Origin of the sequence: Planctellipticum variicoloris (assembly GCF_030622045.1) — a bacterium.
GTDB classification, from domain to species: domain Bacteria; phylum Planctomycetota; class Planctomycetia; order Planctomycetales; family Planctomycetaceae; genus Planctellipticum; species Planctellipticum variicoloris.
The window spans coordinates 2,150,114-2,173,835 of sequence record NZ_CP130886.1 but is presented as its reverse complement, the minus strand read 5'-3'; the positions used below and the strand labels follow the sequence as shown (position 1 = coordinate 2,173,835).

Sequence of the window (23,722 nt, the reverse complement as noted above, 5' to 3'; positions counted from 1 at the left end):
CGTTAGCCAGCCAGTTCCGCACCCGCGATCGGCATCCCTCCGACCACCGCGATCTGTGAAAGATCCGGAACGCTCTCGCTACTTGTCGGGTTCGCTCGGAGGCGCCAGAACGCTCTCCAGGGCGGCGCGAAGCTGTTCGTCAAATCTTGCCCCCCCACCCACGAACAGCCGAGCCACCTTGCCATCGCGATCGACGATCACCGTTTGCGGAATCGAAGTCGCTCCGTAGCGCTCGGCGACGCGACCATCCCGGTCAAAGGCCACCGCAACGTCCAGCTTCAGCCGTTCGAGCACCGGCTTCACCCGGTCGGCGGTTTCCTCCAGGTTAATCGTCACCAGCTCCACATCGCGATTCGCAAACTCCCGGACCACGCTCTCCACCTGCGGCATCGCCTGCAGACACGGCCCGCACCACGACGCCCAGAAGTCCAGGACGACGATCTTATTCCGCCGGCTTTCCAGGCGGAACTTCGACCCGTCGAGCATGTCGAGCTCGATGTCGGGGGCCGGCTTGCCAACCAGCGCCGACTCCAGCCCCTCGCTGTCGCTCCCCCCCCCTTCAGGCGCCTCCAGAGGATCCTGCGCAGCCGTCAGCCGCCACTGCTGGAACGCCAGCCCCACCGCCGCCTCTTCGATCGCCGGACCGACCAGCAGTTCGTCGATCGTTTTCAGATCGACCCGGCAACTTCCCAGCAGCTCGCTCCTCCCCGAAAGCAGCCCCCCTTCCACCCGCTCGGCGACGAATGTCAGACGATTTCCGTCGTTCGGAATCGCCTGCACCCGCGTAACCGACTCCGGTGCGGCATCCGCCGCCAGCTTCTCCGTCGATGCGATCTCGTCAGGATGCAGCCAGATGATCCGCGCGATCCGATCCCGCGGTACCGCCCGTTCTTCGAGCCGCACCTCCAGCACGATCTCTTTCTCGTTCATCGACAGCAGCCGCCCCCGCAGATAGTCGCCGTCCAGCGAGCGCAGTAGCTGCGTCGGAGCGTTCTCCCGCTGCATCCGCGGCAGCACGAGCAGACGTTCCATCTTCAGTTTTGCAATCGTGACCGGCGCCGCCTTGGGCTGCAGCTCCAGCGCCTTGATCTGATCGTGCCGCGCAAAAGTGGCCTCGGAGAGATCGCTCTCGAACGTCACCCCCTCTTCGCTGATCGACTTCACCGTGCAGGGCAGCGTATCTCCAGTTCTCAGATGCAGAATCGAACCCGTCGTCGGCAGATTCCGCGCGACCGGCGCCGCCGGCCGCGCGCTCGGCGGACTCACCGCCCCTCCCAGAAACAGGCCCAGTAGTCCGGCCGGTCGCGCCTGTTGAACCCGCACCACCGTTTGCGGCGCGGCCGGAGCAGGCGTCTGCACGACCGGCTTCCGGTCCCGATAAATCACTCGGGCGGCCGCCCCCCGTTCCAGCGGACTGGGCACGCCGCTATGCGCCGCCTGCCACACCAGGCAACCCGACCCGCCTTCGCTCCCGTCGATCAAGTGGCCGTGCAGCGTTGTCCCGTGCAGTTCCAGTCGACCGGCCCGCCCCGTCTCGGCCGTTGGCTCCCTGGCGGAACTCCGCCCGCTCGTCGCCCGCAACGGGTGACTGACCAGAGAATGCAGGTCGGCGAGCGAGCACGGAAGTGGATCTCGCACTCCCGGGCAGAGCAGCCAGACGCGATCCCCCTCGATCTTCTGCAAATCGCCGCTGATCCGCACTCCCGACAGATGCACCGCCCGGAACGACCGTGGCGGCGCCTCGGCCGACTGCGAGAAGAACAGATCCTGCAGCAGATCCTCGGAAATGGTCTCGGACTCATCGCCAGTCTCGACCACGATCTCGCGCCGGGACGCATCGTACGACTGAATCTGCCCGTACCGGATGGCGCCGTCGGTCCGGTGAATCCGCGACTTGTCCGCCTCAACCACCCGAGGAATCTCGCCGTTCCAGCGCCCCACGAACAACCGTTCGAGCCGGAGTTCGCCCCCCCGGCAGAGAAGCTGCATGCCGCCCGAAACATCGGCCTTCGCCGGCAGAATCGACAAATTGGCCAGTTGCTGCCCGCTGGAGGAATAGACCAGCATCCGTCCCTGCACCTGATCCAGAAACGCCTGCAAGTGCACGCGCCCTTTCCCGCCCTGAACCTCCTGCAGCGACGCCAGATCCGCTTCCTGCGCAGTCTCTCGCAACGCCACAAGCTGCTCCTCCCAGACCTCAATCCGATACCCGCTGACCGCGTCTTTCGCCCCGGCTCCAAGGCTCAGCGCGAAATCCGCCTTGCCGGTCCAGGACAGCTCGAACTCAATCCGGGCCTGCGCAGGAATCCCCAGGTTCCGACGAATCGACGCCCCCTCCTGATCCGTAACCAGATGCCCGGCGTCTTCCCGCCACGGACGCCCCGGATCCCCCACCTGCCAGCCCTCCAGACCGTTCGGTCCGAAGAACACCACATCGGTCCCCCCGTTCCAGCGCGACATCCGCCGCAGAATCGACCGATCGACGTGCAGTCGACCCAGCCCGCTCACGTCCAGCTCCGCCGAGTCACCCGCCAGACTGACGAGCGAACCGAACAGCACGTCTCCCCCCGCCAGTTCGAAGCGATACGCCCCGACAGGCTGCGGCAACTTCTCCGGAACCGGAAACTGCACGGAACGGACGGCGTCAATATCGAACTGAAACGGCTTCACAAAGCCCGGCGACCGCCAGTGCAGACTGTCACCCGCCGCAGAATCCACCGGCTCCCCCCGCGCGAAGTCTCCATCCGCCAGATGGACGACCGCCGTTCGAGAGCCGGACGGCGGTTCCGCGGCAGCCATCGGACCGGCGAAACCGACGCCCGCCGCCAGTCCGGCCAGCCAGCCCGCGACGCGGAGCATTCGAGCAAAGGGATCATGCACCACGACAAGACTCCGTGAAAACTCAACCCGGGACGTGCGAGCATCCCGCCCGCGGGCGGAAACTTTCAGCGTTCGTAGATCGGCAGGAAGCGGTAGTTCAACGCCAGCGCCAGCAGCGACATCGACGTTCCGACAGTCGGACCATGCTGCCCCGGAAAGCTGCCGTCGGCGAGCTGCGTCTGCTTGAGCTGCCGGACCAGCAGCTTATTCCACTTCTCCCAGGCCTCGACATCGCCCTGGAACAGCGCCTGCGACTGGTAATACCGCGTGTATTCGAGGTAATGCTGCTGGCCCGAATTGTCCAGCCGCTGCGTCAGGTAGCCGAGCGTCGCTTTGAATTGCGGCAGATCCTTGCGCCGCGCGATGGCATAGACCAGCGTCCCGATCGAGATCCGGGCGATCGACTCGTTGAACCCGCCCAGACCGCCCGCATAAGCCACCTGCCCGGAATCGGAAGTCATCTTGGCGAAATAATTGATCGCCCGGTCGATCGCCTCATCCGGAACCTCAATCCCGGCGTTGCGGGCCGCCAGCAGCCCGACCAGCACCGCGCCGCTCACCGACGTATCCGCGTCGCTCCCGTCCGGCGAATAGCGCCACCCGCCATAGGAGTTCTTCTTCTGCGACGTGATCGCCCCCCGGACCGCCAGCTCCAGCGCCTGCCCGATCGACCGGCGGTTCGGCTCCGCCCCCTCCCACAGATGCCGGTCGTCGACCGTGCCGTACGCCTCGGCCAGCCCCAGCATCGCAAAGCCGTGATGATACATGCTCCCGCCGAGGTAACCCGTCGAGGCATTCTGCTGGGAGATCATGCTCCGCAGCGCACGGCGGATGTTGTTACTGTACAGGCCGAAGTTTGGATCTTCTCCCGACGCCAGAAATACCATCAGCGCCATGCCCGTAACGCCGGGGCCGTTATCCCCTCCCCCGTTCCAGTTGCCCGCCTCGCTCTGCGAACTGGCGAGATACTGCAGCCCCCGGTCGTAAATCTCGCGCACATCGCGCGGCACGACTTCGCCGACGCGAACGGCCGGCGGTTGAGCCGCCGCCGGCAAAGCCGTGACCAGCAGCAACAGACCGGCAAAGCCCGCCACGCCAACGCTCATTCGAACATCGGCCTTGTCCATGCTCATTCGCATTCCTTCACTCCCCGCGCCCGGTTGCACCCGTCAACCCGAAGACCGTTTCAGTCCGTTCGCAATCGACCGGTCCGCCCGTCGATCAGCCCCCGGGCCTCAAGCCCCGCGCGATAATTATGAAACACATTCAGAACCGCTTGCACCCGCGGCCACTGAGCCTCGTCGAACAGCGGTCTCATTTGTTCCTCGGAAAACTCCGTCAACCGGTACTTCATCAGCACGTCGTCGTCGCCGCCGACATTGATCGGCGGTTCTTCGGCCAGCAGCAGTTCGACCAGCGCTTCACTCTGCTCTGGCCGCAAGGACGCGATGCTTTCCAGCGGGACAATGGCCCGCTCTGCGGCAGACCGCAACTGCCGCTGCCGACGCGCCGACGCGCGGTTCGAAGCGGCATTCTTCAACGTAGCGCTGGCGACTTTCGCAAAGAACGATCGCGCGTCAAACAGTCGATCGGCGGCGTCAAGCCGCAGCGCCACGGATTTCCGATGGACGACAAGAAGCTGCCGGTGATCGCCCCGCGTCTCCCGGTACTCCCGCCGCAGAACCTCAACCTGCTCAAAGAACCTCCGAATGTCGGCACGGCCGGCCAGCGCGAGCTTCTCTCTCTCCGCTGTCGAGAGACCGTATTTCCAGTCCAGAGTCTCCACCGCCGTCTCGAGCTGTTCGACGATCGCCTGCCGAAACCGATTCGCATTGCCCCCGAACACCCACAGCTCGAACAGGTCCTCGTCCAGTCGAGGCGCCCGTCTGACAACCTCGACGGCAGTCCCCCCCTCGTCCGTCACGTCGTCCTCGGCGACGCCGCCGGCCGGAACGACGAGGATCATTCCCGCCAGCAGCGGAAGCGTTCCGGCTGTGGACCACATCGTTTTCAAAGCCGGCTCCCTCCTCGCCTGTTGCTCTCAATTCGACCGATGATTGGCGGCGCGCGATGCGTCAGCCGGCGCATGTTCATTCTGCGTTGAACTTGGCCGGAGGGCCTTGACCCGGTCCCGGTCGAGCACGCCGTTCTGAACCAGGAACTGTTCCAGTCCGCGCGCCTGAGCAAACTGGGCCTGCAGCAGCTTCCACTGGCGTTCGTCCAGCAGCGGCTTGACCGCATCCTCCGGCAGTTGCGACAGCCGCAACAGCACTACGTAGTGATCGTACTGCCCGAAAACCTGCGGAGGCTCCGTCCGATCGACGAGCAGCTCGATCAACCGCTCCCGCTGCGCGTGCCGGAACGGGACGGCGTTCTCAATCGTCAACAACGACAGATCGATCGACGCCCGATAGCGAAACTGACGCCGCTCATCCTCGATCATCCGGAGCTCCCGGATCTGCTCCGGAGCCAGCGTCTTCTGCAGCGTCTTTCCGAAGATTGACGACGCCCCGTACAACCCCGCCGCCTGCTTCATCTGCAACGGCTGAATCTCCTGCCAGATCGCATTAAATCCGTTCTGATCCTGTCGGACTTCGAGGAACTTCTTGCGGACGACTTCCACCTCCTCAAGAAACCGCTGCGTATCCCCGCTGGCCGCCAGCAGCAGCTTTTTCTGCTGCAACGGCGTCAACCCGCAATGGCGGGTCAGCTCGTCGAGCTGCAGCTTCACCTGAGACTGCAGCCTTTCTTTCGCGCCCGAGGCGTTCCGGACCCCGGGAAACACCCACTGGTCGAAATTCTCCGGCGCGATATTGAACTGGACCTGAGCCGCCGCTGCTGCCTGCTCCGCGCGAGGAGCCTCCACCCGATCGTCGGGCGCCGCCCCGAGTCCGCCGACCGTCAGCGCCAGCGCTGATGCACCGGCAAATTTCCAGGCCGCCCGCCATTTCGATCGCATACTGCCGATCCCAACTTTGCTGAACCGGATCAAACGCATCATGACCTGCTCGACTCTCGACCGGATTGCGGCGCCGCCGTTTGCCGGTGCCCCGCCCGCGCTATTCGGCAAAGAGCACCGCCGCCCCCTCCTGGCCGCCCAGCGGCCCGCCGCCCCACCAGCCGTCGTCTTCCGCCGCCACGCCGTTGTTGAACGACGTCCCGCGCAGCGAAATCTTCTGCAATCCCCGCCAGACCGAAACCTGCTCCGGGTTCAACGGCCCAACCACATACTGATCGGGAATCGACGGAAAATATCGATCGCCATAAATGGGCAGCATCAGCCAGTTGTCCCAGTCGTCCTGCCACTTTTCAGTCAGCGTCCTGGCAATCTCGTCGCGCTGCGGTTCCGTCAGAAACAGCGTGCTGTCCAGACGCGACACCACGTAACGAATGGCGGCGCGCTGGCGAAACTTCTCGCGTCGTTCCGATTCCTCCAGAAACTCCGTCCTCTGAACTTCGCCAAGAGTCGCCAGCACCGCCTTCTCGATCGCCCTGCGAATAATTACTCGCGGCTCTTTGGATGTCGTTGAGGCTCCGAACACGCGGACCTGCGGTTGCTGCTGGTTTGCCATCGCCCGGGCAGCGTCTTTCAACGCCGCTTCACCGGCATCCCGGATCGCCGGTCGCTGCTCCGGCGCCAACTCGCACATCTGCCGCACGAATGTCAGCTCCGCCAGCAGAATCGGACGCAACTGAGCGATGTACTGCTGCGCGACCGCGTCATTGACAGCCACCGCCGCCGGAGCCGGTCGGGCCCGATTCAGATTCCCCACCAGCACCCGCAGAATCGGCGCAGCAAACGGCTCCACGTCGACCCCGACTCCCTCGGCACGCGGCCTGGCCGCGGCCTTCTTGTCGGCAGCTTTCTCGACCGGCGCCGCTGCCCCCGGCTTCGCGCCGGCTTCGGCAGCCGCTGCCGCCTTCTCCTTCGCCACCGGAGCGGCGCGCGGTGGAGCAGGCTCCTCGCCCCGGACTTCGCTGGCAGACGCGCTGGCCACGACCAGCGCCACAGCGATCGAACAGGCGTTTCGTGCAAACATCGCTCACTCCCGAATCACCCGCGCGGCGTGAACTCGCCAGCAACCTCGCCGGTCTACTGAGCCGATCGGTCCCGTTCCAGCCGATTGAAATATTCGTCGAGACCCGCCCGGAACTCTTCCGGCAGCGTGCTCCCCGATTCCCCCGTCACCTGGGAGACGTCGCGCTCCTCGCGCACTTCCTTCTCATTCATCCCCGAACCGACCAGCGCCAGCGCCGAATCATTCGTTGATCCACCGCCCCCGCCGCCCGGAGACGCTCCACCCCCGCCGCCCCCCTTGGGATTGATCTTCTTCGACTGCAGCAGCAGTTCGATCGCCTCGGTCTCCGCGGCGATCGCCTGCGAACCCGTATCGGGTCGCGCCAGAATCCCCGTCGCTTCGTCCATCACCTGCTCGACCTGACCCAGCAGCGCCAGTTCCTTGCCAAACTCGGCGTCCCCGTCCGGCAATTCGCGGATCCGGACGATCAGCTTCGCCACACGTTCTGTCAGACCGTTCTGAGCCTCCGACAACTTGCCCGCCCGCCGGCCGAACTCGTCGGCGGCCAGCGCCCCGCGCGCCTGCTCGGCGATGCGGGTTTCCTCGCGCAGATTCACTTCGGCTTCCAGAATCTGCATCGCCTCCAGCACCACCGACGGGGGCAGGCTGCTCTTCGACTTCCCCCCCGGACACTTGCCGCAGCACGCCGGGTCCACCAGATTATCCGCCCAGCGATCCATCGTGTCGGACCAGAACTCCGCCTGGGCGATCGAAATCCCCGTCTCGACCCGCAGGTCGTCGCCAAGCTGCCGCAGACTGCCCACCGCGTCTTCTTCCCGCATCTCGTCGAGAACCGTCTTGAATCGCTGGAATCGCCGGCGATCGAAGTAGGCCTGAATATCGTCCATGATGATCGACACCGTCTGACTGCTCTGCGCCTCCTGCTTCGAAAGCTCGGCGAGCGACTCCTTCGCAGGCCCGCCGGCCTTGCCGCGATCCCCGAATGTCAGACTGATCTGATCGTTGATCCTGTTCGCCACGACCGACTGCCGTCTCGATTCCGCCTTGAGCCGCTTCACCAGCGTGCTCCCCTCGAGATTCGCCAGAATCTTATTCAACTCCTCGGCAATCTTGTCGAACTCCGCCAGCAGGTCCTGCTGCGCCTTGATCGCCTCGTCCAGCTTCTCGGCCGCCGGCGCCGGCGGTTTCGGCTTCGAACCGCCCCCCGCCACCGTCGTCACCGGCAGCGTCAGTCGCGGATTCGACTTGCTCGGACTCGGCTCCTCCGGTTTATCCCCCTTGTCGGCCGGCCGCTGCGACGACTCGGCGTCGACCACCGTCGGAACCGCCGGCTTCGGCGGAGACTCCGCCGACTTTCCAGCCCCCGGCGGAGACGCCTGAACCTGCCCCGCCATCGGACCGGTCTTAGACGGAGTGCCGTTCGCCACGGACGGAGCCTGCGACGACTGCTTCAACAAATCGGCGACGTTCGGCATGCGATTGGCCGAAATATCTTTCAGGATCTGCAGCATCTCCGCCCACTGCTCCAGATGGCCGACGCCAAACTCCGGATTCCGCATCGCCTGCCGGATCAGTTCCTCGCCCCCCGTCACCAGCCCCGTCAGGCGTCGACCGTTGCCCCGCTCCGCCGCCGATTGCGCCTCGATCCGCTGCCGGTTCTCGGGCTGATCCAGTTCCTCATCCGACAGCAGCCGGAGCTGCTGATTCGTGTGATGCAACTGCATCTCCCGATCCCGCACTTCCAGCGACTGGCGATGCCACTTGCTGAGCTGCTCCGTCAGCCAGATCGCGTGCTGATCCGCGCTCAGCACATACAGCGTATAAGCCGGCGAATACGTCCGGGACCGCCCCGGGAAGTAGTCCTCCACATAAATCCGCAAATTCAGCGGCTGCGGCTCAATTTCGAGCGTCTGCGCGCAGAACGCGCCGGCCAGTTCGAGCTGTTCCTTGTCGAATGCCCCCGCGGCAAGCACCCGTTCCCCGCGCGCGGGCTGCGACGTGGCCGACTTGTCCAGCGCCTCCCACTCCATCCCCACGACCTTGATCCCGAAATCGTCCTGCGCGCGCACCGTGAAATTCAACGTCTCGGAATCCAGAACCACGCGCTGCCGCGGCAGGTCTTCGCAGGACAACGATGGCAACTCGTCTTCGCGGGCCGTGATCGACACCGTAAACGGTTCCTTCCCCTGCAGCCCGAACTCGTCCCGCCACTCGAATGCCAGCTTGCGGGACGCATCCACCAGGACCGGCGAACTGGTCACAGTCTCGCCCGTCGTCGCAGCAGCCTGCCCGTCGATCGACGCCGACGACAACTTGCGATTGGCCGTCACGCTGAACGTCGCCACGCTGCCGTTAACCAGCGTCAGGCTCCCGCCGCGGGCGTCCTTTCGGACCGGTTCCAGTCGCTGCAGGTAATCGGGCAGCCGCACATCGGCCACAATCGCCGAAAGCGCGGGACGCAACATCGGTTCGATCCGCACGCGCTGCCGGGCGTCGCCAATCTGCAACTGGAACCATCCCGCATCGATCTGTCCCGGCAGTGCGAATTCATAGCGACCATCTCGCAGCTCGGCGGTGACCGGCGACTGCATCCCGAGCTGGGCCGTCCCGACCGTCGGCCGCCAGCGTGTTCCTTCCAGCAGCTTGACTGATACCGACACGGGCTCGCCGTGCGGAACTACCACCCTCTCGGGCAGCGACTCGATGGCCGTAAACGTATACCGGGGAATCGCCTGCCACGGAGCCAGAAACCGCGACCAGGCGTTCGCCGCGGCCGTCGGAAAGAGGGCAAACAGCGTCAGCGCCACCGCCACCGGAACCGCCGCCATCCCGGCCCACAGCCGGTGTCGCGGATGGGGCACCGCGTCGCGAAAGTCCCGTCGACCCGCCTCGTGAGCCACCTGCTCGATCGCCGCTTCGCACAACGCGCGCGAACGAGCCTGCTCCGATTCGCTGCGGACCAGCTCGATGATGCCGAGCATCTGGTCCCCCAGGCTCGGATGCCGCCGGCTCAGCAACCGGGCAAGCTGCTCCAGACGCCGCTGCCGCCAGATCCAGCGATGCAGGAACACCGGCACGCACGCGCAGACGATCGCCGCCGCCGCAAAGATCACGGTCCGCACGCTCCCCGGCGTGTCGAGCACCCGGTCGAGCCCGAACACCACCAGATACGACAGCACCACGCCAAACAACGCCCCGCAGAGCGCTTCGATGGACTTGATCGTCCAGACGCGACGGCGGAACTCGTGCAGTTGAGTCTGCAGGGACTCCGGCAGCACCAGCCCGGCACTCGATCGTGAGACGCTCATTTTCGCTCGCTCCTCGAACACGAATGACCGCATTTCCCGCGACGCTTCCAACCCGCGTTCAGATCAACCCGACCATCTTCCGGCCGATCCAGAAAACGCACAGCATGCCAATCAGGACCGACGCCGCCACCGGATGACACCAGAGCTGCACCCGCCGGACCGCAGGGGCCGGCTCCGGCAACGCCGCCAGAGACTGCACCACATGCTCCAGCCGGTCCAGACCAATCATCTCGCCCCGGCTGACGCGCGCGATTTCTTCCAGAACTTCCGGCCGCGCCGCCCGCCCCATCCGCTCGACCGCCCCTCCCTGCACGAAGAACGACGCCTCCAGGCTGGCCCCCGTCTCCTTGCAGGTCAGCGTCACATCGTGACGACCGGGCTCTTCGGCGGTGAACCGGGCCGCAAACGCCCCCCACTCGTCTCCCGACGAATGAAACCGAACCGTCTCCGCCTTCCCTGAAGGAGCGACAATCCGCGCGGCCACCTCGCCCCGCGGCAACGGCTCGCCGCTCCGTTCCATCACGTTGGCGCTCAGAGCAATCGTCTGCCGGACCTGCGGCTGCTCGGGCGAATAGTACATCCGCATCGTCTCACCTTTGGCCATGTTCCGCTGATAGGCCATCCAGCGTACCACCTGTCCCCAGAAACGATAGTGGTATTTGTCCTCAACCCCTTTCCTCCAGCGCCAGGCCCCGTCCGTCCCCATGAACAGCACCTTCCCCGCCCCGTACGTCCGGGTCGCCAGCAGCGGCAGCCGACCGAATTCGTTGGAGACATCCTTATGGACGCACAGCACGTCGCAACCCGCCTTGGCCCGGACCACCGGCGCATACCACTGAAACCCCGGCAGATCCTCCCAGACTTCGATGTTGTCCTCCTGCGTGTCCGCCAGGCGGGTCAGCAGACTCCGACGCCCCAGCTCGGTCAGCTCAAAATGGCTGGCCGTTCGCGAGCCCCAGCCCCCCGGCTGCACCGGATCGAGCACCACGGGACACAGCTCGTCCAGCTCCGTCTCCAGCAGCGAAAGCTGACGCCCCTGCCAGCCGGGCATGAACACCAGCCCGCTCGCCTGATGCTCGACCAGTCCCTTCAGCAGCCGGCAGTTCTCCGCCGTCAGTTGACCGTCCTCCAACCCGACGTCGCCGAGAAAGACGACATCGAACTTCGACAGTTCGTCCAGCCCCTGCGGAAACTGCTTGATATAGTCCTTGCTCCCTCCCCCCGACTTCGCCAGCCCCGGATGAAACAGCAGGCACGACACCTCCACCCCCGGATCGCGCGACAGCGCATTCCGCAGATAGCGGTATTCCCACCGCGGCGCCGACTCGACCACCAGCACCCGCAGCTTCTCTTCCCGAATCACAATCGGCGCGGACAGCGTATTATTGTCCGTCAGCAGCTCTTCCCCCTGCCGCGGCACATCCAGCGTCAGCGTGTAATCCCCGGGAACCTTCGGCTTCCAGAGGACCGCGTCCGTCGTCCGCCCCATCGCCGCCACGCGCACTTCCTTCGTGATCTCCTCGCCATCCGACGTCTTCAACGTGACCGTCGTCACGTGCTCCCGCGGCAAGGTACTCTCGATCGTGAACGGAATCCGGACCGACTTGCCCGTAATCCCGAACGTCGGCGAATCGAGGCTCAGCAGCTCGATGTCCGGCAGCCGCGACGAACTGCCGACCGGCACCGCAAACACCGGGATGTTCTTCAACCGCAGCGCCGCAGCCGCCAGCACCGGCGGCTCCCCCGCGTTCCAGTCCCCGTCCGACGCCAGCACGATGCCCCGCAGATTCTTGAATCGCTGCGTCGCCGTCGCCAGCGGCTCGTGCAGATTCGTCCCCCGCTCCGCACCCGCCGAATCCTTCGCATCCACGCCGGAAAACGGCTGAATCACCACCGTCAATCGTTCCTGCAGATCCCCCCAGAACGCGCTGTCGGTCAGCCTCGCAAGCGCCTCCCGACGCGTCAAAAACGTCGTCGACGCCCCTTCGCTGCTGTTGACGTCCCGCGTCTTCATGCTGGGCGAATCGTCCCACAGCACCGCAATCGACGGCTTCTCTTCCGGACGATATTCCTCAATCCACTCCGGCTGATTGAACAGCACAACCACCAGGCAGACCATCGCCAGCCGCAGCAGCTCCAGCAGCCCATAGTCCCGCCGATACCCGCTCCGCCGCCACGCCGCAAAGCACAGCCCCGCCGCCGCCACCACCACGACGACCGACACCACGATCGACCAGGGAGCCCAGACAAACGTCAGCGAGCGGACCGTATTCATGCCGCAGCTCCCGCCGTTCGACCGATCCGCGGCAGACACAACGCCGCTTCCACCAGCAACGCCAGCAGCATCGACAGCAGAAAGATCCGCCAGATCTCCTGAATCAACGAATTCGCATCGCCCGCCTGACCATCCACGCGCGCAAATTCCAGACCGCGAAACAAAGTTCCCACCCTCGCATCCGCCAGCACCCGCCCCTCATCCTCCGCCGACGGTCGGTTCACCGCCAGCAGCCGATCGCGGGAGCTGTACGCCCCCCGCTGAAACCCCGCCTCGGTCGACAGACTCTCAGAATTCTCAGACAACCGGATCCAGTCGGTCGTCCCCTCTTCAATCGCCCCCCCGGCGTCGATCTGCCGCGCCTTGCCGATCACCGCCGCGCCCGCAGCCAGCGCACGCTGCACGCACGCGTAAAGCACCACCCCCTCCGTCGCCAGCGACGAATCCCGGGCCGACGGCGTCGTCGCCCAGAAGTAAACCGCCCCCCGACGCGTCGGCGCGCGAGCCAGCAGCGGCGCCCCCCCTTGAAGCGTCGCCAGCGGCGTACACTCTCCGCTCAGACCGCAGTACTGACGGATTTCAAGCTGCCCCACCGGCAACGCAGCCCCGCTCAGTGTCCGCGCCAGCACATCGGCGTCGCTCCGCCAGTTCTCCACCGGAACCGGCTCGCGCCCCGTCGTCCAGGTCTGCCACCGCATGCCAAACAACTCCCCCTCGCCCGGGTTCTGCGTCGGCAGAAAGATCACCTGGCCGCCCCGATCCACAAACGCCCGGACCAGCTCGGCCGCCTCCCCCGTCGGCAACGGCGCCTGCCACAACAGCAGCGAAATCTGATCCCACGCCACTGTCGAGAGCTGGTCCTCCACCACAACCTCCGCCGTGCACTCCATCCCCCGTTCCGGCGCAATACTCGCCGCCAGCTCCAGCGGATGCACGGCCTGCGGATCGTCGGCCACCACCACGGTCCGCCGCGGAGGCGGATTGTCGAAGACGAAGTAGAAGTCGTCGTCGGCCGGATTCGCATCCGCCGGAATCGAAACCCGCCCCCAGCCCCGCTCCCGCGTCCGATCCAGCGGAATCCGATGGTCTTTGAACTCGATCAACGATCCCGTCAGCTCGAAGCTCGCCACCGACCGGGCCCCTTCGATCTCAAACTGCACCGGCACCGTCGTCTTCTCGTCCCCGGCCCCCCCCTGCCGCGCCAGCCGAAGCGAAACGAGCAGGTCGGCCCCCTCCAGCGTGATCTCCCGCCGCACGTCGGTCACGCGGATCGACACATTCGTCGGGGCCGTCTGCGGATAAGCCAGCAGATGGAACCGTACCCCCTGCGGAAACTCCAGAAATGCATCCCGCAACGTCGACCACCGCCCGCTCTCCGGCGTCCAGTCGTTGTCCCGCAGGTCCGAACAGATCCAGACCTCCGTCCGCCCGGCTCGATTGGCCGCAATGTAGTCGTAAGCCGACTGCAGCATCAGCGGCAGATCCGCCGGAGCGCTCGCCGGCCCCGCTTCGGGCAGATCCAGCAGCGCCGCCGGCGCCTCGAGTTCGCGCGGCTCGCGCGTCGTGCTCTCGATCAGCACCCAGCGTCCCGAACCCAGAGTCTCCAGCGTCTGCACGAGCTGTTTCCGCCCCGTCTCCAGCTTCGAGTCCCCGGTCCCGGCGCTCCGCTCCTGCATGCTGGGAGATCGATCCAGCAGAATGATCGTCGTGTCCGCTTTCCCCCCCGCCGCCAGTCCCAGCCAGCCGCTCGCCAGCGGTCGACTCGCCGCAAACAGCAGCCCGGCGATAGCCAGCATCCGGAACAGCATGATCAGCCACTGCCGCAGCCGCGAATACCCCCGCGCCATCCGGTGGGCCGCCAGCAGAAACATCATCGCTGCCCAGTGAATCGTCTGGAACCGGCGCTGATTGATCAGATGGATGATCAGCGGCAGCGCCACGAGCGGCAGGCCGAGCAGCAGCCACGGTTGCAGAAAGCTCATCGCAACCCCTTCGCCTGAGCACGCCCCACCAGAAATCGAGCCAGCACCTGCTCGTAACTCTCGTCGATGCTCACCCGCTGATAGTCCACCCCCGACTCCAGCATCACCTGCCGCAAATCCACCAGGTATTGCTGCAGCGCCCGATCGTACCGGTCGGCGATGTCGTTCGGCTCCGCGAAGATCGCGGCCCCCCCCTCCATATCCAGAAACCGCATCGGCCGCCGGAAATTGAACGCCAGCTCCTGCGGATCGAGCAGGTGAAACACCGCCACATCGTGATGCCGGAACCGCAGATGCTGAAACGAACTCCTCAAGATCGACGGCTCGATAAACAGATCCGACAGAATCACGATCAATGCCCTCTGCCGCACCGTCTCCGCCAGTTCGTGCAGCACCGCCGCCAGTTGCGTCTCACCCCTCGGCTGCGTCCGCTCCAGAATGTCCAGCGCCAGCCGCAGATGGGCCGCATTCCGCTTCGGCGGCAGATTCTGCACCACGCCGCCCGCCACGCACGCCAGACCGACGGCATCCCCCTGCTGGCTGGCCAGATACGCCAGCGTCCCCGCCACCCGACGGGCGTATTCGATCTTCGTCACGCCCGTCGACCCGAACCCCATCGAGCCGCTGGTATCGAGCACCAGGCAGCAACGCAGATTCGTATCGGCCTCGAACTCCTTCACATAGAAGCGGTCCGACCGCCCGTAAGCCCGCCAGTCCAGCCGCCGCAGATCGTCCCCCGGCACATACTTCCGATACTCGGCAAACTCGACGCTCGCCCCCCGATGCGGACTCGCATGCCGCCCGGAAACATTCCCCTGCATCGGCCGCCGCGCAAACAGCGGCATCGCCGCCAGCCGCGACAAAACGCCAACATCCAGAAAAGACCGCGGCCCGGACTCGGCAGACATTGGAATTCCCGCTGCTCGACGAAATGAACACGATTCCGGAAAGTGAAAAGTGAGTATTGAGTAGTGATGAGTGCAAAGTGAAGACTCGACTACTCGGACCGTGTTTCCCGAGTCGAGGCCCCCCCGCGATTCGATTTCGCAGTGATGATTGATTGACCGATGATTCCCATCAGCTCGTTGCATTCCGCAACAAGCGGCAACAGTCGCGCACTCGGCAAGAGCTCGCACTTGATCGCCAGTTTCAGCCAGATGCGGGATTCCCGAAGTTCCTTCAATGCAATTCCCAGCTTGTGGACGAAGTCGTTGCGGCTTTCGGCGGCACATGCTTCGGCATAATTCGGAGCAGCCGCTGTACCGCAACGTACAAACTGCCCGGCAACGTGCCGCCCCATCCGAGTGTCAGGGAGCGATTCAACAACTCGTCCACAACGAGCCGCAAATTCCAGCAGTCGCTCTTCCAACGCTTCGTTGTCGTGCCGAGAAGTCCCCACAACATCTTCTCACTTTGCACTCATCACTACTCAATACTCACTTTTCACTCTCCGGATCATTTCCCATGACCAGATGAGCGACTACGTCCTACCGCTCCTCGATTGTCTCCCCCACCAGCCGCTTCACAATCCCCTTCGCATCCAGCCCTTCCGCCTGCGCCGCAAACGTCGTAATCACCCGGTGCGTCAGCACCGGCAGCGCCACTTCATGCACGTCTTCCAGCCGCACCATGTAACTGCCGTGCAACGCCGCGCGGGACTTCGCCCCCAGAATCAGGAACTGCACCGCCCGCGGACCGGCTCCCCAGGCCACCAGCGGTTTCATCCACGCCGGCGCCGTCGGATCCTGCGGACGCGTCTTCCGCACCAGCCGCGCCGCGTACTGATAAATGTGATCCGGAACCGGAATCCGCCGCACGAGATGCTGATGCTCGATCATCTCCGCCGCGGTCAGCAGATGCGCAAGCTGCGGCAGCGCGTCCCCCGTCGTCGTCCGCGCAATCTGCACTTCTTCCGCTTCCGACGGGTAGTCCAGCTCGATCAGAAACATGAACCGGTCGAGCTGCGCCTCGGGCAACGGATACGTCCCCTCCTGCTCGACCGGATTCTGCGTGGCCAGCACGAAGAACGGCGAATCCAGCGCAAAACTCTTGCCGACGACCGTCACCTTCTGCTCCTGCATCGCCTCGAGCATCGCGGCCTGCGTTTTCGGCGGAGCCCGGTTGATCTCGTCCGCCAGCACGATATTCGCAAACACCGGACCGGTCACGAACTGAAACTCGCGCCGTCCGTCCGAGCCATCCTGCAGAATGTCGGTGCCGGTAATATCCATCGGCATCAGGTCGGGCGTGAACTGGATCCGGCTGAACTTCAAAGACATCGTCTCGGCCAGCTTGCTCACCAGCAGCGTCTTCGCCAGCCCCGGCACGCCCATCAACAGCGAGTGACCCCGGGCGAACAGGCAGATTGCCAGCCGCTCGATCACGTCATGCTGCCCGATAATGACCCGCCCGAGCTCCTTCTTCAGCCGGGTGAACAGCTCCCGCAGTCGATCGATCGCCTGAACGTCGTCGTCCCCGAGTTCGCCCGCTGGCAACGGACCTGCCGTTTGCACCATCGATCAGTTCTCCTGAGAGATCCGCCGCTGCCGTTGCGGAACCGCAGAACAGCGGCGACACCTGGACTGGAACCCGGAAATGTTTGGTACACTGACCCCGCTCGTCATATCATGTCGCCCGGCGATTGCAAACCCGGCTGGAGACATTCTGTCAACATCTCAGTTCCGTCGCCAATCCAATGTTTGAGCCGCCGTCATTTTTGACCGATTCTGATCGGAGTGTTGTCGCAAATCGAATGCCACCTCCTCGCACAATTCGCCTCCTGTCGCCCGGCGGCAACTCGGAGTCAGCATGCCTCGATCCCCACGCTCGCCCCAAATACTGATCTGCCTTCACTTCGCGCTGACGCCCCTTCTCCCGGCCTCCGCCGCGGACGACTCGGCGACTGCCGCCGCAAGCGCCTTCGCCAGCGCCGATCGAGACCGCGACGGGCAACTGTCGCTGGAAGAATTTCAAAAGGATCGCGGCCCGGCCGACGTCGCCCGCCGCGACTTCCGCCTCTTCGACCGCAACGCCGATAACCGCTTGACCCTCGACGAATTCTGCGCCATCCCCACCGCCCTCCCCCCCGATCAGCGAGGCCCCCTGCCCGATCCCATGCTGGCGCTCGTCGATACGATCGCCGCAAAGCTCGACATCGCCTGCGGAAACTGGCACGAAGCACCGGACCGCGAAATCGACGCCGAAGACTTCATCCATAACTTCACGGAGGCGTTCCGGTCCTTCGGCGAACAATTCAACATCACCGACGCCGATGCAGACAAGAACGGAAACATCCGCCGCGGCGAAGCCCGTCGCTTCCTCGAAATCCTGCTCGGCGTCCGTCGCACCGACGGCAAACTCCTCCGCCATCCCGACGGCCGCGTCGTGAACTACATGCTGTATCAGCACGTCGATCTGGACGGCAACGACCGGCTCGACAAAACCGAATTCGTCGAACGATCGTATGGCGGTCCGGATGTCGCCCAGGAATTCGACAGCGTCGACGCCGATCGCAATCGACAGATCTCATTCGAGGAATGGTGCGCCATGTCCGGCCGCGCAATGACCGATCCGATCCTCGAATTCCGTGATCTCGACAAAAACCTGGACGCGAAAGTCGATCGCGCCGAGTTGCTGGCCGGCACGCCCGACTGGAAACGGAAACTCGCCGAACGCGCCATCCCCGCATTCGACGTCGACCGGGACGGCGTCCTCTCGCTCCCCGAATACCGCATGACCCTGCAAGCCAACATGGTCGTGCAATGGCAGACGCCGCCCGCCGATGCCAACGACGACAGCACTCTCTCCTTCGCGGAATTCAAGTTCGCCCCGCCGCAGTTCCCGCTGCTCCGGATCGTCTATTTCCACCGTCTCGACACGAACTCGGACAGCCGGTTACAGCCCGAAGAGTTCTACTTTCCGACAAAGACTCCCGATGAGTTCTTCGTTCTCAACGAGGATGGCTCGGGCTGGCAGAGCCTGTTCCAGTTCGAAGGCCACGCCGCCTGCGGTTCCCCCTCCGTCTCACCCGACGGCAAATGGCTCGCCTTCGACGCCTGGCCCCTCAATCAGCAGGGAGGATCTGCGATCTACGTCAAGAACCTCGCAGGCGGCGGACCGCGCCAGATCAGCTCCGGCATGATGCCCAACTGGTCGCCGGACGGGCGAAAAGTCGCCTGTTCGCGAAACTCCCCGGTCTACGGCGCCTGGATGATGGACGTCGACGGCGACGACCACGAACACCTCGGCCCGGGCTGGGGCGCCCAGATTTCTCCCGACGGAAGGTCTGTCGCCCTGACTGACGGGGCCGCGTTCAAAGTCTACGACCTCGAATCGAAGCAATCCCGCACCATCCTGGAGGCCGGCGCGCATCCCTATCGGCAGATCTACTGGAATTCCGGCTGGTCCCCCGACGGCCAACGCCTCTGCTTCAAAGGCGTGACCAACGACGGCCTCCAGGAAGTCGCCGTCGTGAGCCTCCAAGAGGGTCGGCCGAACCTGAAAATTCACCACTCCGGGAAACTCACCGTCAATGCCGACTTCGCCTGGCATCCCGCCGGCCACCGCGTCGTCTTTGCAATGGTCTGCCCCGAGCGCAGTCACGTCCAGCTCTACGAATTCGATCCCGACAAAGACGCCGCGCCGACGCTGGTCAAAGGTCAGGACGCCACGCGAAACAACAACGACGTCTGCTGGACCCCCGACGGCAAACGCCTGATCGTCGTCAGCGGCGACTTCTGAGGACAGCGTGGGAAGTCGATTCCTCCCGCGCCGGGATCGGGAACGCACACAGAAAGATCGAAACGGAGTCAGCATGCCTCGCACTCTGAACTGGCCTGCCCCCCTCGTATGGATGCTTCTGATCCTCGGCGCCGCTGCGCCAGTCCCCGCAGCGGATGACGCAAAGACCGCCGCGGAACTCGCCGCACCCGCCTTTGAAAAAGCCGATCTGGACCACAACGGACGCCTCTCCCCGGATGAGTTCCTCAAGGTCCGCGGCCCCGCCGAGCTCGCCCGGCGAGACTTCCGACTGTTTGATCGCAACTCCGATGACAGCCTGACTCTCGACGAATTCAGCACCATCCCCACCGTCCTCCCCCCGGAACAACGCGGTCCGCTCCCGGATCCCATGCTCGCGCTGGCCGACTCGATCACCAGCCGACTCGGAATCTCGCTCGGACTCGGAAACTGGGAAGAGCGCCCCGAACGCAAACTCAACGCCGAAGAATTCGTCCAGGTGCTGTCGCAAGGCTTCCGGTTCTACGACGTCCGCTTCCATCTGGCCGAAGCCGACCCGGACAGGAACGGTGAAGTCCAGTTCGCCGAAGCCCGGAGATTCATAGAAATTCTGCTCGGCGTCCGCCGCCCCGACGGCACGCTCCTCCGGCTGCCGAACGGTCAAATCGTCAACTACCGGACCTTCGTCTATGCCGATGAAAATCGGGACGATCGCCTCGACCGCCGAGAATTTGTCGAACGGACATACGGCGGCCCCGATGTCGGCAACGAATTCGAGAAAGCCGATATCGACCGCAACGGCAGCGTCTCCTTCGACGAGTGGCGGCAGATGCGGGGCCGCGCCCTCCTCGATCCAGTGCTTGAGTTTCGCCAGCTCGACAAGAACCTCGACGCGAAGGTCGATCCTGCAGAGATCATCGCCGGCACTCCCGACTGGAAGAAATCGCTCCCGCAACACGTCTTCCCCGCCTTCGACATCAATCGGGACGGAACATTGTCGCTGGCCGAGTATCGGATGACCCCGCAGGCCAACCTGATCCTGAACTGGCACTCGCCGCCGAATGACAAGGACGACAACGGCGCCCTCTCGTTCGGCGAATTCCAGTTCGGGCGGGAAGAGTTTCCCCTGCTCCGAATCGTCTATTTCCATCGACTCGACACAAATTCGAACGGACAACTGCAGACCGGCGAGTTCACTTTCAAAACGCGGATGCCGACCGAGTTCTTCTCCCTCAGCGAAGACGGCGCGGAATGGAAGAGCCTGTTCCAGTTCGAACAATTCCGGTCCTGCGGGTCTCCCGCCGTCTCCCCGGACGGCAAACAGCTCGCCTTCGACGCCTGGTCGACCGGTCAACAGAACGACTCGGCGATCTACGTCGTGGACCTCGCAGGGGGCATGCCCCGCAGAATCTGCTCCGGCATGATGCCCGTGTGGCTGCCGGACGGCCGAAAGCTCGTCTGCTCCCGCAGCTCCCCGGTCTACGGCGTCTGGCTGGTCGACACCGAAGGCGATGAATTCGAACACCTCGGTTCCGGCTGGGGCGCCCAGATTTCGCCCGATGGCAAGACCGTCGCCTACACCGAAGGCGCCGCACTAAAAGCCCTCGACCTCGCCTCAAAAGAAACCCGCACAATCCTCGCCGCCGACACGCATCCCTGGCGTCAGATCTTCTGGAATTCCGGCTGGTCCCCCGACAGCCGACGTCTGTGCTTCAAAGGCCTGACCGCCGACGAGAAGCAGGAAATCGCCACCGTCAACATGACCGGCGACGAACCCGGCTTGAAAGTCCACTTCTCGGGCAAAGACTCGATCAACGCCGACTTCGCCTGGCATCCCAACGGTCATCGCATCGTCTTCCCCATGACGTCCGTCGAACGGGGCGGCCTGCAGCTCTACGAGTTCGATCCCGACGAGGACGCCCCACCCACCCTCGTCAAGGGCCAGGACGCCAGTCTCCACAACAGCGGCGTCTGCTGGACTCCCGACGGCCGGCGGTTGATCGTCGTCGGCCGCGCGAAGTAGCCGCCCCCTCCCGCCAGGGACAGCGCAGCACCGGATCGACTACACTCCTGTCGATTCGACGCCTTCCTCGTTTCCGGAACCTCACCATGGACCTGCAACTCCAGGGCCACGTCGCCCTCGTCACCGGCGGAGCCAGCGGCATCGGCCTGGCTACCGCCCGCCAGTTCGCCGCCGAAGGCTGCCACGTCGCCCTCTTCGACCTGACGCCCGCCGTCTCCACGGTCGCCGCCGATCTCCCGCGCCCTCCAGGCGTCCAGACGCTCGGAATCCAGGGAGACGTCGCCGTCCCCCAGGACCTCCTCAACGCCGTCGCCGCCGTCCGCGAAACCTTCGGACGCCTCGATCACCTGGCGCACGCGGCGGCCATCGGCTCGGGGAAATTCGGCTTCCCCTACACCAATCTGACCCCCGAAGACTGGCCCCGCGTCCTCCAGGTCAACGTCATGGGCATGGTCCACGCCGCCCACGCCGTCGGCCCCGCCCTCCGCGAAGCCGGCTCCGGCACCATGGTCTTCGTCTCTTCCGTCGCCGGACAGATCGGCTCCCAGACCGATCCCCCCTACAGCGCCTCAAAAGCCGCGAATATCAACTTCGCCCAGTGCCTGGCTAAAGACCTCGCCCCCCACGGCGTCCGCGTCAACACCATCTGCCCCGGCATGGTCAAGACCCCCCTCAACCGCTCGGTCTGGCAGGCCTGGCACGACCAGCAGCCCCCCGACAAACGCCGCACCTACGAAGAATGGGCCGGCGACAAGGTCCGCACCGTCGTCCCCTCGGGCCGCTGGCAGGAACCCGCCGACATCGCCGACATGATCGTCTTCCTCTCCTCCGCCAGAGCCCAGCACGTCATCGGCCAGACCATCAACGTCGACGGCGGCTTCGTCATGCACTGGTAAGCGTCGCCGGAAGAAAAGAAACCGAACTGCGCAGCGGAGCCGCAACGAACACCGGGAGGAGGCCAACCACGCTCCACGCTGGTTCCCAGGCTCTGCCTGGGAACCCCGTCTTTGCGAGGCTCCGCTTCGCTCTTTGCCGCCTTGCGGGCGAGACCGGAAGAAGGACGCGGAGCGTCCCAAGAAGCATTCCCAGGCGGAGCCTGGGAACGAGGGCGAATATGAGTATTGAGTAGTGATGGGTGCAAAGTGACGGAGTGTGCAATTCTCGGCTCAGCAACTTCTCTTCCATTTTGCACGACTCACTCATCAATACTCACTTTTCATTTTCCGGGCTCTTCTCCTGCATTTCTCCGCGTCCTCCGCGCCTCGTATGTTGAATCCATCTACCCCGTGTGGTGTCATGGGACACGCGGCGGGGGCCGCTTCGGAGCGTAGCGACGAAGCGGCCCCCCCCGCGGCCGGCGACAGATCGATCGCGTCTGGGGCCTCAGAGCCCGCCGCGGAGCTGGATCGTCGTCGGCATGGTCGTACCAGCCCGAACAGCCGTTTGAGCCGGAAGCGTTCTCGAAACTCTCCGAGCTCGCATTTACGAGATTGGGAACACGCCATCGACCCCCGCATCCACATCGGCATCGACGTCTCCAAGGCACGACTCGATGTCGCCATGTCCGACTCCTCTTCCCTCCTGGCCGTCGACAACGACCTCAAGGGCTTCCTGAAACTCCTCAAGCAGCTCCCCCCACCCGACCGCTGCCAGGTCGTCATGGAGGCCACCGGCACCTATCACTTCGACGCCTTCCTCTGTCTCAACGATCACGGGTATCACGTCGCCGTCGTGCCCCCCATCCGCGTCCGCGCCTTTGCCACAGGGGCCGGATGGATCGCCAAAACCGACGCCATCGACGCACGCGTCCTCGTTCGTTACTCCAAGGTCGCCGAACTCCAGATCACCGAAAAACCCTCCGATTTCCAGCTCAAACTCCACGCACTCGTCACTCGCCGACGGCAGCTCGTCGACCTCCACGTCCAGGAGTCCAATCACTTCGAAGCCGCTCGCGACAAGGCCGTCAAAGACGACATCGAGCAAACCCGAAACATGCTCAAAATACGCATCACTGCCATCGAAAAACAGATCGACGATCTCTGCGACTCCGACCCCGATGCCAAACGCCGCGTCGAACTCATGACCTCCGTCCCAGGCATCGCCAAACGGACAGCCGCCGTGCTCCTCGGAGAACTCCCCGAACTCGGCGACGCCAACCGCCAGCAGGTCGGAGCACTCGTCGGCGTCGCCCCCTACAACCGCGACAGCGGCAAGTCCTCCAAACTCAGATCCATCCGCGGCGGCAGAGCCTCCGTCCGTTCCGCTCTCTACATGGCGGCACTCACCGCCTCACGCTGCAACCCCGTCATCAGACCGTTCTATCGCAGACTCAAAGACGCCGGTAAGCCAAGCAAGGTCTGCCTCACCGCCTGCATCCGCAAACTCCTGACCATCCTCAACGCGATGATCAAATCCGACACCGCCTGGAACCACGGACTCCAAAATGCGTAAATCTCACAAATCCACCTTGACCAACA

At 64.6% G+C, this 23,722-nt stretch carries 15 protein-coding genes; 4 read left to right on the top strand and 11 right to left on the bottom strand.

From position 1 onward, the window contains the following. Positions 1 to 78 precede the first annotated feature (78 nt). The 11 genes from SH412_RS08535 to SH412_RS08490 all read right to left on the bottom strand — a co-directional run bounded on the left by SH412_RS08535 (position 79) and on the right by SH412_RS08490 (position 17,001). Positions 79 to 2,883 (bottom strand): TlpA family protein disulfide reductase, encoded by a 2,805-nt coding sequence (locus tag SH412_RS08535; protein ID WP_336523084.1) that lies wholly within the window; start codon positions 2,881 to 2,883, stop codon positions 79 to 81. 62 nt (positions 2,884 to 2,945) lie between these two features. Continuing rightward, on the bottom strand, positions 2,946 to 3,986 hold the full coding sequence (locus SH412_RS08530; protein WP_419555794.1) for a prenyltransferase/squalene oxidase repeat-containing protein: 1,041 nt from the start codon (positions 3,984 to 3,986) through the stop codon (positions 2,946 to 2,948). A gap of 80 nt (positions 3,987 to 4,066) precedes the next feature. Next, positions 4,067 to 4,894 (bottom strand): hypothetical protein, encoded by an 828-nt coding sequence (locus SH412_RS08525; protein WP_336523082.1) that lies wholly within the window; start codon positions 4,892 to 4,894, stop codon positions 4,067 to 4,069. A 27-nt stretch (positions 4,895 to 4,921) separates the two neighbouring features. Beyond that, positions 4,922 to 5,839 carry a hypothetical protein gene (locus tag SH412_RS08520; RefSeq protein ID WP_336523081.1) on the bottom strand — a complete coding sequence of 306 codons (918 nt, stop codon included), beginning with the start codon at positions 5,837 to 5,839 and terminating at the stop codon, positions 4,922 to 4,924. 100 nt (positions 5,840 to 5,939) lie between these two features. Next, the gene (locus tag SH412_RS08515) at positions 5,940 to 6,920 is read right to left on the bottom strand and encodes a hypothetical protein (protein WP_336523080.1); all 981 of its coding nucleotides are present in this window, start codon (positions 6,918 to 6,920) and stop codon (positions 5,940 to 5,942) included. Positions 6,921 to 6,973: 53 nt separating this feature from the next. Continuing rightward, positions 6,974 to 10,228: a hypothetical protein gene (locus tag SH412_RS08510; protein ID WP_336523079.1), complete on the bottom strand. Its 3,255-nt coding sequence runs from the start codon at positions 10,226 to 10,228 to the stop codon at positions 6,974 to 6,976. A gap of 58 nt (positions 10,229 to 10,286) precedes the next feature. Then, positions 10,287 to 12,503: a hypothetical protein gene (locus SH412_RS08505; protein WP_336523078.1), complete on the bottom strand. Its 2,217-nt coding sequence runs from the start codon at positions 12,501 to 12,503 to the stop codon at positions 10,287 to 10,289. Then, on the bottom strand, positions 12,500 to 14,485 hold the full coding sequence (locus SH412_RS08500; RefSeq protein WP_336523077.1) for a BatA domain-containing protein: 1,986 nt from the start codon (positions 14,483 to 14,485) through the stop codon (positions 12,500 to 12,502). Before SH412_RS08500 ends, SH412_RS08505 begins: the two co-directional genes overlap by 4 nt. Further along, complete coding sequence (locus SH412_RS08495) at positions 14,482 to 15,393, bottom strand: DUF58 domain-containing protein (RefSeq protein ID WP_336523076.1); 912 nt, start codon at positions 15,391 to 15,393, stop codon at positions 14,482 to 14,484. The genes SH412_RS08500 and SH412_RS08495 overlap by 4 nt, the downstream gene beginning before the upstream one ends. Before the next feature lie 89 nt (positions 15,394 to 15,482). After that, complete coding sequence (locus tag SH412_RS28575) at positions 15,483 to 15,884, bottom strand: four helix bundle protein (protein WP_419555774.1); 402 nt, start codon at positions 15,882 to 15,884, stop codon at positions 15,483 to 15,485. Positions 15,885 to 15,972: 88 nt separating this feature from the next. Continuing rightward, positions 15,973 to 17,001, bottom strand: a complete 1,029-nt coding sequence (locus SH412_RS08490) for an AAA family ATPase (RefSeq protein WP_336523075.1) — start codon at positions 16,999 to 17,001, stop codon at positions 15,973 to 15,975. Between the two features lie 292 nt (positions 17,002 to 17,293). On the opposite strand from SH412_RS08490, the gene SH412_RS08485 reads away from it, so the two are divergent. The 4 genes from SH412_RS08485 (at position 17,294) to SH412_RS08470 (ending at position 23,696) form a co-directional block, all read left to right on the top strand. Next, positions 17,294 to 19,225, top strand: a complete 1,932-nt coding sequence (locus tag SH412_RS08485; RefSeq protein ID WP_336523074.1) for a hypothetical protein — start codon at positions 17,294 to 17,296, stop codon at positions 19,223 to 19,225. A 73-nt stretch (positions 19,226 to 19,298) separates the two neighbouring features. Further along, entirely contained in the window at positions 19,299 to 21,245 is a 1,947-nt protein-coding gene (locus tag SH412_RS08480) for a hypothetical protein (protein WP_336523073.1), read from the top strand. Between the two features lie 86 nt (positions 21,246 to 21,331). Beyond that, the gene (locus tag SH412_RS08475) at positions 21,332 to 22,141 is read left to right on the top strand and encodes an SDR family NAD(P)-dependent oxidoreductase (protein ID WP_336523072.1); all 810 of its coding nucleotides are present in this window, start codon (positions 21,332 to 21,334) and stop codon (positions 22,139 to 22,141) included. A gap of 370 nt (positions 22,142 to 22,511) precedes the next feature. Next, complete coding sequence (locus SH412_RS08470; RefSeq protein ID WP_336523071.1) at positions 22,512 to 23,696, top strand: IS110 family RNA-guided transposase; 1,185 nt, start codon at positions 22,512 to 22,514, stop codon at positions 23,694 to 23,696. Positions 23,697 to 23,722 lie beyond the last annotated feature (26 nt).